The sequence below is a fragment of the Anaerococcus sp. Marseille-Q7828 genome (assembly GCF_949769285.1).
In the GTDB taxonomy this organism is placed as follows: domain Bacteria; phylum Bacillota; class Clostridia; order Tissierellales; family Peptoniphilaceae; genus Anaerococcus.
The window spans coordinates 1,566,979-1,582,020 of record NZ_OX458331.1 but is presented as its reverse complement, the minus strand read 5'-3'; the positions used below and the strand labels follow the sequence as shown (position 1 = coordinate 1,582,020).

9 protein-coding genes are annotated in these 15,042 nt (G+C 33.4%); all 9 read left to right on the top strand.

The genetic code is table 11. From position 1 onward, the window contains the following. Positions 1-44 precede the first annotated feature (44 nt). Entirely contained in the window at positions 45-725 is a 681-nt protein-coding gene (locus QNH69_RS07555; protein ID WP_282929883.1) for an ABC transporter ATP-binding protein, read from the top strand. Next, a complete protein-coding gene (locus QNH69_RS07550) occupies positions 718-3,156 on the top strand; it encodes an ABC transporter permease (protein ID WP_282929882.1) in 2,439 nt (812 codons plus the stop codon). Before QNH69_RS07555 ends, QNH69_RS07550 begins: the two co-directional genes overlap by 8 nt. 175 nt (positions 3,157-3,331) lie before the next feature. After that, positions 3,332-4,987 (top strand): formate--tetrahydrofolate ligase, encoded by a 1,656-nt coding sequence (locus tag QNH69_RS07545; RefSeq protein WP_282929881.1) that lies wholly within the window; start codon positions 3,332-3,334, stop codon positions 4,985-4,987. 113 nt (positions 4,988-5,100) lie between these two features. Next, positions 5,101-5,244, top strand: a complete 144-nt coding sequence (locus QNH69_RS07540) for a hypothetical protein (RefSeq protein WP_282929880.1) — start codon at positions 5,101-5,103, stop codon at positions 5,242-5,244. A gap of 54 nt (positions 5,245-5,298) precedes the next feature. Next, positions 5,299-6,642 (top strand): amidophosphoribosyltransferase, encoded by a 1,344-nt coding sequence (purF, locus tag QNH69_RS07535; protein WP_282929879.1) that lies wholly within the window; start codon positions 5,299-5,301, stop codon positions 6,640-6,642. Further along, on the top strand, positions 6,639-7,193 hold the full coding sequence (locus tag QNH69_RS07530; RefSeq protein ID WP_282929878.1) for a phosphoribosylglycinamide formyltransferase: 555 nt from the start codon (positions 6,639-6,641) through the stop codon (positions 7,191-7,193). The genes purF and QNH69_RS07530 overlap by 4 nt, the downstream gene beginning before the upstream one ends. After that, positions 7,181-8,686 carry a bifunctional phosphoribosylaminoimidazolecarboxamide formyltransferase/IMP cyclohydrolase gene (gene purH, locus QNH69_RS07525; protein ID WP_282929877.1) on the top strand — a complete coding sequence of 502 codons (1,506 nt, stop codon included), beginning with the start codon at positions 7,181-7,183 and terminating at the stop codon, positions 8,684-8,686. The genes QNH69_RS07530 and purH overlap by 13 nt, the downstream gene beginning before the upstream one ends. A 12-nt stretch (positions 8,687-8,698) precedes the next feature. Then, positions 8,699-13,591 (top strand): phosphoribosylformylglycinamidine synthase, encoded by a 4,893-nt coding sequence (locus QNH69_RS07520; RefSeq protein ID WP_282929876.1) that lies wholly within the window; start codon positions 8,699-8,701, stop codon positions 13,589-13,591. Next, on the top strand, positions 13,591-15,042 hold the full coding sequence (gene guaB / locus QNH69_RS07515) for an IMP dehydrogenase (protein ID WP_282929875.1): 1,452 nt from the start codon (positions 13,591-13,593) through the stop codon (positions 15,040-15,042). The genes QNH69_RS07520 and guaB overlap by 1 nt, the downstream gene beginning before the upstream one ends.

The following is a 15,042-nucleotide window of genomic DNA, read 5'->3' as shown; positions in this document are numbered from 1 at the left end:
CTTTACTTTTATATACTTAGCTTAAAGAAAGATGAGGAGCAAGTATGGAAATATTAAAAGTAGAAAATTTAAGAAAAGAATACGGAAGTGGCAACAGCAAGGTTGTAGCCTTGGATGGAGTAAATCTAAAAGTAGATAGAGGAGAATTTGTTGCTATAGTTGGGCCAAGTGGATCAGGAAAATCTACTCTCCTTCACATCATTGGTGGAGTCGATAGTCCAGATGATGGCAAGGTTTACATAGATGGAAATGATATTGCAAATTATTCATCAAAAGAACTAGCATATTTTCGCAGAAGAAAAGTTGGGCTAATTTATCAGTTTTATAATCTGATTCCAAACTTAACAGTAATGCACAATATAGAACTTCCACTAAAACTTGATAATAGGAAAATTAATGAGAAAGAATTCTCTGATATTGTTCTAAGACTTGGTATAGAGAACAAATTGGACTCTTTTCCAAGTGAATTATCAGGAGGCCAACAACAAAGAGTTGCTATAGCAAGAAGCCTTATCTACAATCCATCTATCATATTAGCAGATGAACCAACAGGTAATCTTGACAGGAAAAATTCTAAGGAAATTATAGATATCTTTAAATATTTCAATAGGACCTTAAAACAAACAATTATCCTAATCACCCATGACGAAGAAATAGCTTTACAAGCAGACCGTATCGTGACCATTGTGGATGGCAAAATTGTGGGAGATGAAAGAAATGAATAAGAAGAAAAATTTTCCTATTTTTATATCTCTACTTATTGTAAGTTTATTTTTTACAGTGGTTTTTTATTATGGTTATATAAATAGACAGGCCAACTATGGATACGCCATGTCAAATAATTTTTATCATGCTGAGATTAAGGATGAGTTATCAAATGAAGAAGTAGAAAAACTAAGGTCTATTGAAGATATCGAATTAATTGGAAAAATGTCCCTTGAACCAGATAATGCAAAATATAATGATGACTTAATAGTTATTAATTATCTAGATGAAGCAATAAATGAAATGAGAGAGTATTCAAGACTTCAAGAAGGTAGATTTGCTGAAAATGAAGATGAAATTGTAGTATCTGAGAGCCTTGCAAAGAAAAATAGTATTAATTTAGGTGATGAAATAAAATTTGAAATAGGTAATAGGTTTATAGATGGGGAAGAAATAGGTCCTACTAGTGCAAATACTGATAAGGAGATATTTAAAAAAGATTCTACTAAATCTTTTACTGTAGTAGGAGTTTACGGAGATGTTTATAACAAATATAGTAAATTAAATTTTGCTTTAGGATTACAAGAAAAGATGTCATCCTTTAAAACATATTTAAAGTTTAATTCATTTGAAAAATCCTATAAAAATAAAGAAAATATTCAGGAAGATATAAATAATAAGCTTGGTAGAGATATAGAGCTAGAATTTTCTGATGACTTAATATACTATTACGGTATTGAAAGGGATCCTTTACAAAATATTATGAGTAAAGCGGTTATCGTATTATCTATACTAGGATGTATATTCGTCTTTGTATTTTTTATAAAAAACATCTTCTGGGTTTGGGGTCTTCGAAAAATTAGAGAGCTATCTATATATAAATCTATAGGGTCAACTAATGGTCAAATTTATTTGATGCTTTTAAAGGAAGGTTTAATTATATCAGCAATTCCAATACTTTTAGGTCATATAGCTGGTTTTTTCTTTATATATTATTTGTATAGTAATATACAAAAAGGTGAGGGAGTAAGTGCCTTTGAAGCAGTAAGATTTAATCCATTATTAAGTTTAGCTATACTATTTGTTTCTTTTATAATTGTTGCCTTGGCTATAAAATCTCCTGCAAAAAAGATTTCTAAAATCAATATTATAGATGGAATAAGAGGAAATATAGATTTTTCAAAATCTAAAAAGAAAAGAGCCAATGATTTTTGGAAGGAACTTAGACTTAATAACTTAGCTTCAATAAAGTCTCAACGATATATTTCTGCATTAGGTATACTCATTATCTCAGTTTTTATAATTATTATTGGTATTTCAAGTTATCTTAGAAATTATTCATATTATGATACTGGATATAACTTTTCTGTAGAGTATTATAGTGAAAAAGATGAAGTCCCGATGGCACTTAGCGAAATTAGAGAGAAGACACCTAATGAAAAATCTTATATATTTAAAGAGAAATATGTGATAGTTAAAAATAATCTAAACTTTTCACAAGAAGCTAAAAATGCGGGTCTAGATAAAGAAGCTGAGAAAGATATAGAAAAATATAACTCAGAAGGAATGGACGGATTTTTAATTGCATTAGAAGAAGATGACTTAAAAGAGCTAGGAGGGAAAAAAGGTGAATTTATACTTTACAATATGATCCAAGAGGATTCATCTATACCAATATCTAAAGCGAAGAAGATACCATATTTTGAAAATCCAACAAGTCTTGATATAAGTATTGGAGATGAGTACGAAACAAGTATTAAAATTTCTAAAGCAATAGAAGATTTAGGGGAACTTAAATCTAGAACAATGCCATTTGATGTAAAAATATACACAGATTTTGATACATTTTATAATCTAATGCAAAAAGCAGATGATGAAAAATATAAAAACTATCCTTTTACATTAGATATGAGAATAAATGATTCTGATACTGAAGATATAAAAGAATATGTAGAAGCAATGATTAGAGGAAAACTTTCCCCTGAAGACAGATTTAATATTATGACAGGTGAAGAGCAGAGAGAAAATAGATATAAAGATTTAAAAAGTTTAATGAAAATTACAATAGGAATTGCATCAATCATCTTTGTACTAAATATCATCAATGGCTACTCATCCATTAATTTAAGTCTGATGAGTAGAAAAAAAGAAATAGGCAGTCTATATTCTTGTGGGATGGATTTAGATGAACTTAAAAAGGTTTATGAGAAAGAATATATAAATGAACAGATAAAATCATTACTTATAGTTGTATTAACTAGCATAGGTATAATGTTTATAATTTCAATATTCTCATCGAGATTGACTTTTTTAAATTTACTAAAATATTATGATTACAAAATTTTCCTAGGATTTTCTTTTCTAGTCTATGGTATTAATCTACTGATATATCATTTTTCCTTAAAGAGAATACTTGATAGACCAACAGTAGAACTTATAAGAACAATTTAATAATATATTGGAATAAATGGCTTTTAGGATTTAAATAAATACTAGAAGCCATATTTTTATCTAAAATCACAATTATACATTAATCACATACATTATTTTAAAATTTAAAAGCATATGGTATATTAAAGTCAAACGTTTGTTGCTTAAATAATACATATTAAAGAAAGGCTGGTTTATGAAGACTGATATTGAAATTGCAAAAGAGATTGAACTCAGGGATATTGATGATATTTGTCATTATTTAGGGATTGATGATTACGAGAAATATGGCAAGTATAAGGCAAAATTAGGCTTAGAATATGCTGATAAGAAAAAAGAAAATTCTAAGTTGATTTTAGTTACAGCTACAAATCCGACTCCTAGTGGAGAGGGTAAAACTACCTTAAACATTGGTTTATCAATGGCTTTAAACAAGCTTGGTAAAAATGCTATTTCTGTTTTGAGGGAACCATCCATGGGACCTTCTTTTGGTAGAAAAGGTGGTGCGGCTGGTGGTGGCTATAGCCAAGTTTTACCAATGGATGAGATAAACTTACACTTTACTGGAGACTTCCACGCTATAACTTCTGCTGTAAATCTAGTTGCTGCAATTTTGGATAATCATATCTACCAAGGCAATGAAAAAAACATAGATCCAAAACAAATTGTTTGGAGAAGATGTGTTGACCTTAACGATAGAGCTTTGAGAAATATTGTAATTGGAATGGGTAATAGGACTGATGGTGTTACTCGTGAGGATAAATTTGACATAACTGTTGCTACAGAAATGATGGCTGTTTTGTGCCTTGCAACTAGTATTGAAGATTTCAAAGACAGGGTTAGCAAAATGATTGTTGCCTTTGATTACGACAATAACCCTGTTACAGTTGATGACATCAGAGCTACAGGCTCTGTTGCAGTTGTAATGAAAGATGCCCTAAAGGCAAATCTAGTTCAAACAACAGAAAACACTCCAGCAATAATTCACGGTGGACCATTTGCAAATATAGCTCATGGATGCAACTCTCTACTTGCGACAAAAACAGCCTTGGGCATTGCTGACTATGCTGTTACAGAAGCAGGATTTGGTGCAGACCTAGGAGCTGAGAAATTTAACGATATAAAATGTCGACTAGGAGGGCTAGCGCCAGATGCAACTGTCATAGTAACTTCTATTAGGTCTTTGAAATACCACGCAGGAATGGCTTTTGATAATCTAGCAGATGAAAACTTGGATTATTTAAAAGTTGGATTTAAAAATCTTAGAATCCACATTGAAAATATGAAAAAGTTTGGCAAAAATATTGTGGTTGCCATTAATAAATTTGCAACAGATACAGATAATGAAATCAAATTATTAAAAGAATTGACACAAACATTGGAAGTTGATGCTGTTGAAACCACAGTGTTTACTGATGGTGGCCAAGGTGGAGTCGAGTTAGCTCAAAAAGTTGTTGATCTATGTGAAAATGACAATGATTTTAAATACTTATATGAACTTGATTTACCTATAAAAGAAAAAATCGAGACTATTGCCAAGGACATTTATAGGGCCAAGGGAGTAGTTTATAGTAAAAAATGTGAAAAAGAAATTAATAAGATAGAAAAACTAGGATATTCTAATTTACCTATTTGTATAGCCAAAACTCCATATTCTCTATCAGATGATGATAAGATAAATATTACATGCGATGATTATGAAATAAATATCAGAGACATTAGAGTCAATGCTGGAGCAGGATTTTTGGTAGTTTATACTGGAAATGTTTTAACTATGCCAGGCTTACCTAAGGCAGCAAATGCTTATAATATTGATCTAGATGATAATAATGAGATTGTTGGTCTATTTTAATTAATAGAAAATTTACCTATATTGCAAAATAATATAAATTTAGACTTGAAATTTTTTAAAAAATATTTATAATAGTCTTATATAAAAATTTAAGGGATAGATGGAGGGGTATTATGAACAATGAGTGTCTAAACATTAAGACATTTGCAGATAGAAATGTTTTTTCTGATCTTTCATACCCTATCTTTGCCTACATCAAAAAATTAAGATTTCCAATTGGCGTATTTTGCCGTGCTTTAGAAGAGAACCCTCTATAGGGTTCTCTTTTTATGTATGTAAATTTGTTGAAAAAGCAAGGAGGGTGAGATTCAGTGAGTGGCGTAGTTGCAATAAAATCAAAGGATAGTGTTGTACAAAAACTATTTTATTCATTAAGCTCTATTCAGCATAGGGGCCAAGATTCAGCAGGAATTATCATATCTGATGGATCTTATTTGGATAGAGTCAAAGCAATGGGCCTAGTGAATGAGGTTTTTAATGATAATAATCTAAAATATCACGATGGGAAAATTGGAATAGGCCATGTTAGAAGTGCACCAGAAGGTTGCAATAGGGACTATAATGTCGAGCCTTTGCTAAGTTTTGTTAAAGATAATGAACTTTCTATTGCCCACGATGGGAATTTGATAAATTATTATGATCTAAAAAGCAAGGAAGAAAATAAGGGTATGGTTTTTCATACCCAAACAGATAGTGAACTTATTTTATTCTTGATAGCTAGGTATTTTGAAGGCGATATTGTAAAGGCAGTAAGAAGGGCCATGGAAGATATCAAGGGTGCATATTCTTGTGTTCTTTGTATGCCAGATAAGATTGTAGGATTTAGAGACTACAATGGAATAAGACCCTTGATGTTAGGTTATGATGATGAAAATGTAGTAATAGCAAGTGAAAATGCAGCTATTGAGATACTAGACATTGATAATTATAGAGATGTCAAAGCAGGTGAGATTGTTGTTGTTGATAAAGATGGAATCAAATCTTATCCAATGGACGATAAAGCATCCTATAAATCTTGCATCTTCGAATATGTTTATACAGCAAGGCCAGATGCCAACATTGAAAATACTAATGCTTATATGTTTAGAAGACGCAGTGGAGAGCTCTTGTATGACCAAGCTCCTGTAGAAGCTGATTTGGTTTGTCCAGTACCAGATTCAGGAACTCCATCAGCAATAGGCTTTGCCCAAAGATCTGGCATACCCTTTGCAGCAGGTCTAGTTAAAAATAGGTATATGGGTAGGACCTTTATAAAGTCTAATCAAAAAGAGAGAGAGCTTGCTGTAAGACTAAAACTTAATCCACAAAAATCAGTCATAGATGGCAAGAGGATAGTCTTGGTTGATGATTCTATAGTAAGAGGGACTACCAGCGAAAAGCTTATCGAAAGGATAAGAAAAGCCGGAGCAAAGGAAGTCCACTTGAGGGTAACCTCTCCACCTTTTATAAATCCTTGCTATTATGGAGTAGATACTCCTGATAAAGATAGGCTAATAGCTGCAAAGATGTCAATTGATGATATAAGAAAAAAAATTGGTGCTGATAGCCTAGAATTTCTATCATTGGAAAATATGTTGAAATTGACTAATAATCCTGATAATTATTGCACAGCTTGTTTTACTGGATCTTATCCAGTTGTTAAGGAAAAAATATGAAATTAGCTGTTTTTATTTCAGGTGGTGGGTCAAATCTCAAAGCCTTAATAGATGCACAAAATTGCGGATATTTTGAAAGCCAAATAAAAATAATAGTAGCAAATAAAGATGCACCGGGCTTAAGACATGCAAGGAATAACAACATAGATTATCTAATCAGCAAGTACGAGGATGAAATCATTGATACACTAAAGAATTATGATATCGATCTAATAGTATTGGCAGGTTATCTTGTTAAAATCAGTAAAAAGATACTGGATAACTTTAAAGTTATAAACATTCACCCATCCTTATTGCCAAAATACGGTGGCAAGGGATTTTATGGAATACACGTTCATGAGGCTGTATTTGCCAACAAGGAAAAAGTCAGTGGAGTAACAGTTCACTATGTCAACGAAAACTTGGATGATGGAGATATCATCTTGCAAAAGGAAGTTGACATAAGTCATTGCAAAACTCCAGAGAAAATTGCAAGTGAAGTTTTGAAAGTAGAACATCAGACGCTAAAAGAAGTAATTAAGAAATTGGAGGATGAAGAGTGCGCGCATTAATTTCAGTAACAGATAAGACAGGAATCGAAGAATTAGCTAAGGGACTAAAGGATCTTGGAATAGAAATTGTATCTACTGGTGGTACATACAAAAAAATAAAAGATGCAGGTATTGATGCAATTGAAATTGATCAGATAACAAACTTTCCAGAAATATTGGAAGGAAGAGTAAAGACACTTTCCCCATATGTCCATGGAGGCATACTTTATAAGAGAGATGAAAAGAGCCATGTGGATACAATAAATGACCTTGATATCAAGCCAATTGATATAGTTGTAGTAAATCTTTATGAATTCCAAAAGGCGCTTGAGAAGGGAAACCCTGATGATATTATAGAAAATATCGATATTGGTGGTCCATCTATGGTCAGATCTGCTGCCAAAAACCACAAGGACGTGCTAATAGTTACAGATCCAGCAGATTATAATGAATTATTAGAAAGACTAAAAAATAATGATATAGACCTTGACTATAGGCAAGGATTAGCCATGAAAGCCTATAGCCTTACAGCTTTTTATGATTCTGTAATAGCTAGATATTTTCAAGAGTTAACTGGCAAAGATTCTAAATACAAAACCTACGGTTTTGAAAAAGAAAGTGATTTAAGATATGGAGAAAACCCTGGCCAAGCAGCTGCTCTCTATAACGATCCATTTGTCAAAGGTCTTATGGATGATATGGAAGTAATCCATGGCAAGGAAATGAGCTATAACAATTACAATGACCTAAATCCGGCCCTAGAATTGGCCCAAGAATTAGGAGAAAATGCAGTCGTAGCATTAAAGCACCAATCTCCATGTGGAGTTGCTCAAAAAGATAGTGTCTATGAATCATACATCAAAGCATTTGAATGTGACAGCCAATCAATCTTTGGGGGAATTGTCGCAGTGAATGGAGTTGTTGATGGGAAAACAGCTGGCAAAATGCACGAGATTTTCCTAGAAATAATTGCTGCAAGTGATTTTAGTGATGAAGCTTTAGAAATATTACAACAAAAGAAAAATGTAAGGCTAGTAAGAGTAAACTTTGACAACGAAACAGTTAGGGAAGAAATCAGATACCTAAATGGCAAAGTCCTTATCCAAGACAAAGATTTTGGAAAAGATGAAGTTGAAGTTGTGACAGATGCAAAGCCAAGTGAGGCTCAAATAAAAGATTTATTATTTGCTCAAAAGGTTGTAAAATACGTCAAATCAAATGCTATTGTAGTGGCAAAAGATATGCAAACCCTAGGCTGCGGAGCTGGCCAACAATCAAGAGTATGGGCCTTAGAATCCATAAGAGACCACTTTAAGGATAGGGATTTTTCAGAGGCAGTACTTGGCTCAGATGCATTTTTCCCATTCCCAGATACAGTAGAACTTGCTCATGAAATGGGCATAAGATCTATCATTCAACCAGGTGGTTCTATAAAAGATAAGGACTCTATAGACAAATGTAATGAATACGGTATGTCCATGGTATTTAGCAAGTCTCGTCACTTTAAACATTAAGGAGAATCATTGATGAATATACTGATTATTGGTTCTGGAGGTCGTGAACACGCCCTTGGCAAGAAAATTTCAGCAAATGATAGGAAAATCTACTTTGCACCAGGAAATGGTGGTACTTCTGATATTGGAGAAAACATAGATATAGAAGTAGATGATATTGAAAAACTTTTAGATTTTGCGAAAAATAATGATATTGACTTTACTATAGTTGGACCAGAATTGCCTCTATGCCAAGGAATTGTAGATGAGTTTGAAAAAAACAACCTTAAAATATTTGGTGTAAATAAAAAGGCATCTAAGTTTGAATCAAGCAAGGGATTTACCAAAGAATTCCTAAACAAATACAATATAAAAACAGGTGATTATCTTAACACAAAAGACAAAAAAGAAGCGGAAAACTACGGAAAAGATTTATTAGAAAAAAATGGCAAAGTAGTTTTAAAAAGAGATGGTTTAGCTGCTGGTAAGGGTGTATCAATAATAGATAACGTAGAAGATCTTACTAATACTCTTGATGAAATTATTGGCAAAGATGGAAAAGTAATCATAGAAGAATATATAGATGGATTTGAGATGAGTCTACTATGTCTGACAGATTCTCAAACCATAATTCCATTACCAACAAGCAAAGACCACAAGAAAATATTTGAAAAAGAAGTCGGTCCAAACACAGGTGGCATGGGGACCTATGCACCAAATCTAGAAGCAGAAGCTTATACAGAAAAAATCGAAAAAGAAATTCTTCCAAATATTATTGATGGCTTTAACAAAGAAAACATTGACTACAGAGGAGTTTTATTCATAGGATTTATGATAAATGAATCTGGTATCTATGTTTTAGAATTCAATGTTAGATTTGGAGATCCGGAAACCCAAGTGGTTTTAGAATTAATAGATAATGATATACTTGATTTGTTAATAGCAACATCCGAAAAGAAACTAAAAGATATTAATCTTAAGGTAAATGACAAGAAAGCAGTTTGCTTAGTCTTAGCATCTAATGGTTATCCAGGATCTTATGAAAAAGATAAAGTAATAGTATTTGAAGATGGGATTGAATCTACAATATACCATGCAGGATCAAGAGAAGAAAATGGCCAAATACTAACTTCTGGTGGCAGAGTATTAAACATAGTTGCAAAAGCTGATACTTTCGATCAGGCAATAAGAGAAGTTTACCAAGATGCAGAAAAAATAAAGTTTGAGAACAAGTACTACAGAAAAGATATTGGTCCTTCAGTAAAAAGAGTCTATGTAAAAAGAAAAGATAAATATGATTTTGCATCCAAAAATCTTAAGACAAAAATAAAAAATTCATTGGGCATAGACTTAGGTGACATCAAAATTTACAAAAGATATGACCTTGAAACAAATGATGAGAATCTAGATAAGCTACTATATCAAGTCTTGGCAGAAGCGCCAGGTGACCAAGTTTATGCTTATGGTGAGGCTATCAAATTACAAGCATCTTTTGGGAAAACAATAGTTAGCCAATACTTGCCAGGTCAATTCAACCCTAGAGAAAAAGGTGTAGTAGATACAGCTTCTTTGATAATAGATGATTCTAATTTCTTAGTAAAAGCTTCGACAGTTTATGAAATATCTGGGGCTAATGATGAAGATCTAGAAAGAATTGAAGAATTTTTAATAAATCCAGTAGATTCTCAAAAAGTTAACTTGCTAGGTATTCCAACAACTCTAAGGGCAGATAATCATAAGAATTTGGAAAATATAGTTTATCACGGTTTTAGAGATTATGACGATAGTAGGCTTTGTGAATTCTTAGAAGAAAACTCTATGTCTATGAGCCTTGATGATATAAGACTTGTAAGAGATTATTTTGAAAAAGAAGGTCGTGATCCAAACGAAACTGAGATGAAAATTCTAGATACCTATTGGTCAGACCACTGTAGGCATACGACATTTAATACGTTTTTAGATATAGAATTTGACACAGCTACCCTATTAGACGAAGCAATCAGGGATTCATTTGAAAAATACTTACAAATGAGAAGGGCCCTTGATATCAAAAAGCCAATTAATCTGATGAGCTTCGGTACAATTCTTGCCAAATATATGAGGGCTAATGATAACTTTGCTGACCTAGAAGTATCTGAAGAAATCAACGCTTGCTCTATTTATACCAAGGTTAGAGTGGTAAGAGATGGCAAAGAAAGTACAGAAGATTATCTATTAATGTTTAAAAACGAAACCCACAACCATCCAACTGAAATTGAACCTTTTGGAGGAGCATCTACTTGTCTAGGCGGCGCAATCCGTGATCCACTTTCAGGAAGAGCCTATGTCTATCAAGCTATGAGACTATCTGGAGCAGGAAATATCAAAGAATCCTATAATCAAACTCTAGAGGGTAAACTTCCACAAGCAAAAATTACTCATGAAGCAGCTCTTGGCTATTCTTCCTATGGTAACCAGATAGGACTTGCAACAGGTTTGGTTGATGAGTTCTATCACGAAGGTTACAAGGCAAAAAGAATGGAGTGTGGTGCAGTAATTGCAGCCGCTCCGGCAGAAAATGTCAAAAGACTAAATCCAGAGCCTGGCGATATAGTAATTTTGCTGGGTGGCAAAACTGGTAGAGATGGTATAGGAGGAGCAACAGGTTCTTCTAAATCTCACAAGGTAACATCAATTCAAACAGAATCTGCCCAAGTTCAAAAGGGAAATGCACCTGAAGAAAGAAAGATCCAAAGGTTATTTAGAAACCCACAAGCTGCTAAGCTCATCAAAAAATGTAACGACTTTGGAGCTGGAGGTGTAGCAGTTGCAATAGGGGAGCTGGCTGATGGAATTGATATTCAATTAGACAAAGTTCCACTAAAATACCAAGGTCTGAAACCATTTGAAATTGCTATATCAGAGTCTCAAGAAAGAATGGCAGTATTAATTGATAGTGCTGATAAAGAAAGATTTATGGAGCTTGCAAGAAGTGAAAACTTAGAAGCAACACTAGTGGCAAGTGTAACTGATAATAATACTATGACTATGTATTATGAGGATGAAGTAATAGCCAAACTTTCCTATGATTTCATCAATACCAATGGTGCTGATAGGTCAGAAAAAGTCCAAGTAGTAAGCGAATCTTTACCTGAACTTATTAGTGAAAAAGATGATGATCCAAGTAAGTTTTATGAAAAAGTAGCGAGCCTAGATGTTTCATCAAAGAAAAATCTAATAGAAATGTTTGATTCAACTGTAGGTAAGAATACTGTTTTAAACCCACTTGGAGGTGAAAAACTTCTTAATCCATCCCAAGTTATGGCAGCAAGGATCCCAGTAAGAGATGGTATTTCAAAAACAGCCTCTCTAATGACTTATGGATTTGATCCAAATCTTTCTAGTGCAAGCCAATATTTAGGTGGATATTATGCAGTTATTGAATCTATATCCAAGTTAGTTGCTGCAGGGTCTGACCTAAATCAAATAAGACTATCTTTCCAAGAATTTTACGAAAAGATGGATAGCGCCAAGACTTGGTCAAAACCATTAAAGGCTTTAATAGGTGCCTTTGAAGTGACAAGTTTCTTTGAAATCCCACCAATTGGTGGCAAAGATTCCATGAGTGGCACTTTTGAAGATATAAAGGTTCCACCTACATTGATTTCCTTTGCTGTAACTACTGAGGATGTCGAAAATATTATTACTAATGATCTAAAAGGCAAAGGCAAACTAGGACTTATAAGAACCCCATATAAAGGAGATGGCACTTTAGACCTAGAAGAATTGGAAAATAATTACAATAAGCTTATAAAAGATATAAGAGAAGGCAATATTATTTCAGCTATTACCTTGACTAGAAAAGGACTTCTACCAGATATTTATGAACAAGCAGTTGGAAATACTGGATTTACTATAGATTATGACAACCTATACAATCCTATGTTTGGATCCTTTGTTGTAGAATACAAAGATGACCGTGATTTTATAGAAAATATTGGAGAATTTGGCGAAGATATCATAGTAAATGGTCAAAAATTGGATAAAGATAGGCTATATGATTCCTATGTCCACAGTCTAGATGAAATTTTCCCAGGATATAAAGAGGTGAAATACCAGAAATTAAAACCTGGAAAAGCCCATCGAAAGCTAAAATCTGATAAGACTTTAGAAAAACCAAGAGCCCTAATCCTGGCAGCACCTGGCACTAACTGTGAATGGGATACTCAAAAAACACTAGTAGATGCTGGTGCTGATGCAAATATACTAGTGTTTAAAAATCAAAATGAAGCTGATATTAAAGAATCTATAGATAATCTTGATAAAGAATTAAGGAAGTCACAGATATTCGTAATCCCTGGTGGATTCTCACTTGGAGATGAACCTGATGGGTCAGCTAAGTTTTTGGCAAATATAATACGCAATGAAAAGATATCAAAAGCAATTGACTACTTATTAAATGAAAATGACGGCTTAATCTTAGGAATTTGTAATGGCTTCCAGGCCTTGGTCAAAACAGGCTTGTTGCCTTATGGCAAAGTCATCATACCAGAAGCAGATGATCCGACACTTACCAACAATACATGTTCACGTCACATCTCAACTTTTGTAAATACTAAGACATTGACAAATAACAGTCCTTGGACTGTCGGAGTTGATTTAGACAAAACTTATAGAATTCCAATTTCTCATGGAGAAGGAAGATTTGTAATAAGTGAAGAAAAATTAAAAGAACTTTTAGCAAATGATCAAATATTTTCTGTATATGAATCATCACCAAATGGTTCGAATTATAACATTGAAGGAATTTTATCCAAAGATGGCAAAATCCTAGGAAGAATGGGTCATGCCGAAAGATTAGATGATGACCTATACAAGAATGTTTATAATGTCCAAAGAGAAGAAGTTTTTGAAAATGCAGTGAATTATTTTAGAAAGGAATATTAATGAAATTTTTAGGAGAAGGATTAACATTTGATGATGTCCTATTAGTCCCAGGGCCATCAGAAGTATTACCAAATGAAGTAGACACACAAACTTATTTAACCAAAAAAATTAAGTTAAATATACCAATGATGTCAGCTGGTATGGATACAGTTACAGAGTCCCAAATGGCTATAGCCATGGCTAGACAAGGTGGTATAGGCATCATCCACAAAAATATGTCTATAGAAGAACAAGCCAGACAAGTTGATGTTGTAAAAAGATCTGAACATGGAGTTATCACCGATCCTTTTTATCTACACCCAGACAATATCTTGCAAGATGCCCTAGATATAATGAAAAATTATAGGATTTCTGGAGTACCTATAGTAGATAAAGAAATGTATTTAAAGGGAATCCTAACCAATAGAGATGTTAGATTCCAAGATGATCCAAGTGTAAAAATCGATGGGATTATGACAAAGGATAATCTTGTCCTAGGTTATGAAGGTATCAAGATGCAAGAAGCAATAAAGCTTATGGAATCTGCTAAAGTAGAGAAACTACCAATTGTAGACGGGGACAATAAACTAAAGGGCCTTATAACAATAAAAGATATAGAAAAGTCAAGACAATATCCAAATTCTGCAAGAGATGCTAATAATAGGCTAGTTGTAGGAGCAGCAGTAGGTATTACAAATGATATGCTTGAAAGAGTCGATGCTCTTGTAAAAGCCAATGTCGATGTCATAACTGTAGATACCGCTCACGGTCATTCTAAAAATGTAATAAATGCAATTAAAGATTTGAAAGCAAAATATCCTGACTTACAAGTTATTGCAGGTAACGTTGCAACAGCAGAAGCAACACGTGATTTGATAAAGGCTGGAGTAGATGCTGTAAAAGTAGGTATAGGACCTGGATCTATTTGTACAACTAGGGTTGTTACAGGTATAGGGGTACCACAAATAACAGCGATAATTAATTGTGTAAATGAAGCCAAAAAATACGACATACCAGTGATTGCTGATGGTGGTATCAAGTATTCAGGAGATATCACCAAGGCCCTTGCTTGTGGTGCATCAGTTATAATGGCTGGTTCATTGTTTGCAGGTACTGAAGAATCACCAGGAGAAACTATAGTATTTGAAGGTAGACAATACAAGGAATACCGTGGCATGGGATCCCTTGCTGCAATGAAAGATGGATCAGGAGATAGGTATTTCCAAACAAATACAAAAAAATACGTGCCAGAAGGTGTCGAAGGTAGGGTGGCCTACAAGGGTCCTGTTGGGGAAGTAGTTTACCAATTACTAGGTGGACTAAAATCTGGTATGGGATATGTTGGAAGCAAAGACTTAAATGAACTTTATGAAAAAGCTAAATTTATCAAGATTTCTTCAGCTTCACTCATAGAAAACCATCCACACAATATCACAATAACCAGAGAATCACCAAACTATAGCAAAAACTAG

Coding starts and splice junctions, on each gene's coding strand:
- QNH69_RS07555 (WP_282929883.1), top strand. CDS start 45: ATGGAAATATTAAAAGTAGAAAATTTAAGAAAAGAATACGGAAGTGGC.
- QNH69_RS07550 (WP_282929882.1), top strand. CDS start 718: ATGAATAAGAAGAAAAATTTTCCTATTTTTATATCTCTACTTATTGTA.
- QNH69_RS07545 (WP_282929881.1), top strand. CDS start 3,332: ATGAAGACTGATATTGAAATTGCAAAAGAGATTGAACTCAGGGATATT.
- QNH69_RS07540 (WP_282929880.1), top strand. CDS start 5,101: ATGAACAATGAGTGTCTAAACATTAAGACATTTGCAGATAGAAATGTT.
- QNH69_RS07530 (WP_282929878.1), top strand. CDS start 6,639: ATGAAATTAGCTGTTTTTATTTCAGGTGGTGGGTCAAATCTCAAAGCC.
- QNH69_RS07520 (WP_282929876.1), top strand. CDS start 8,699: ATGAATATACTGATTATTGGTTCTGGAGGTCGTGAACACGCCCTTGGC.
- guaB (WP_282929875.1), top strand. CDS start 13,591: ATGAAATTTTTAGGAGAAGGATTAACATTTGATGATGTCCTATTAGTC.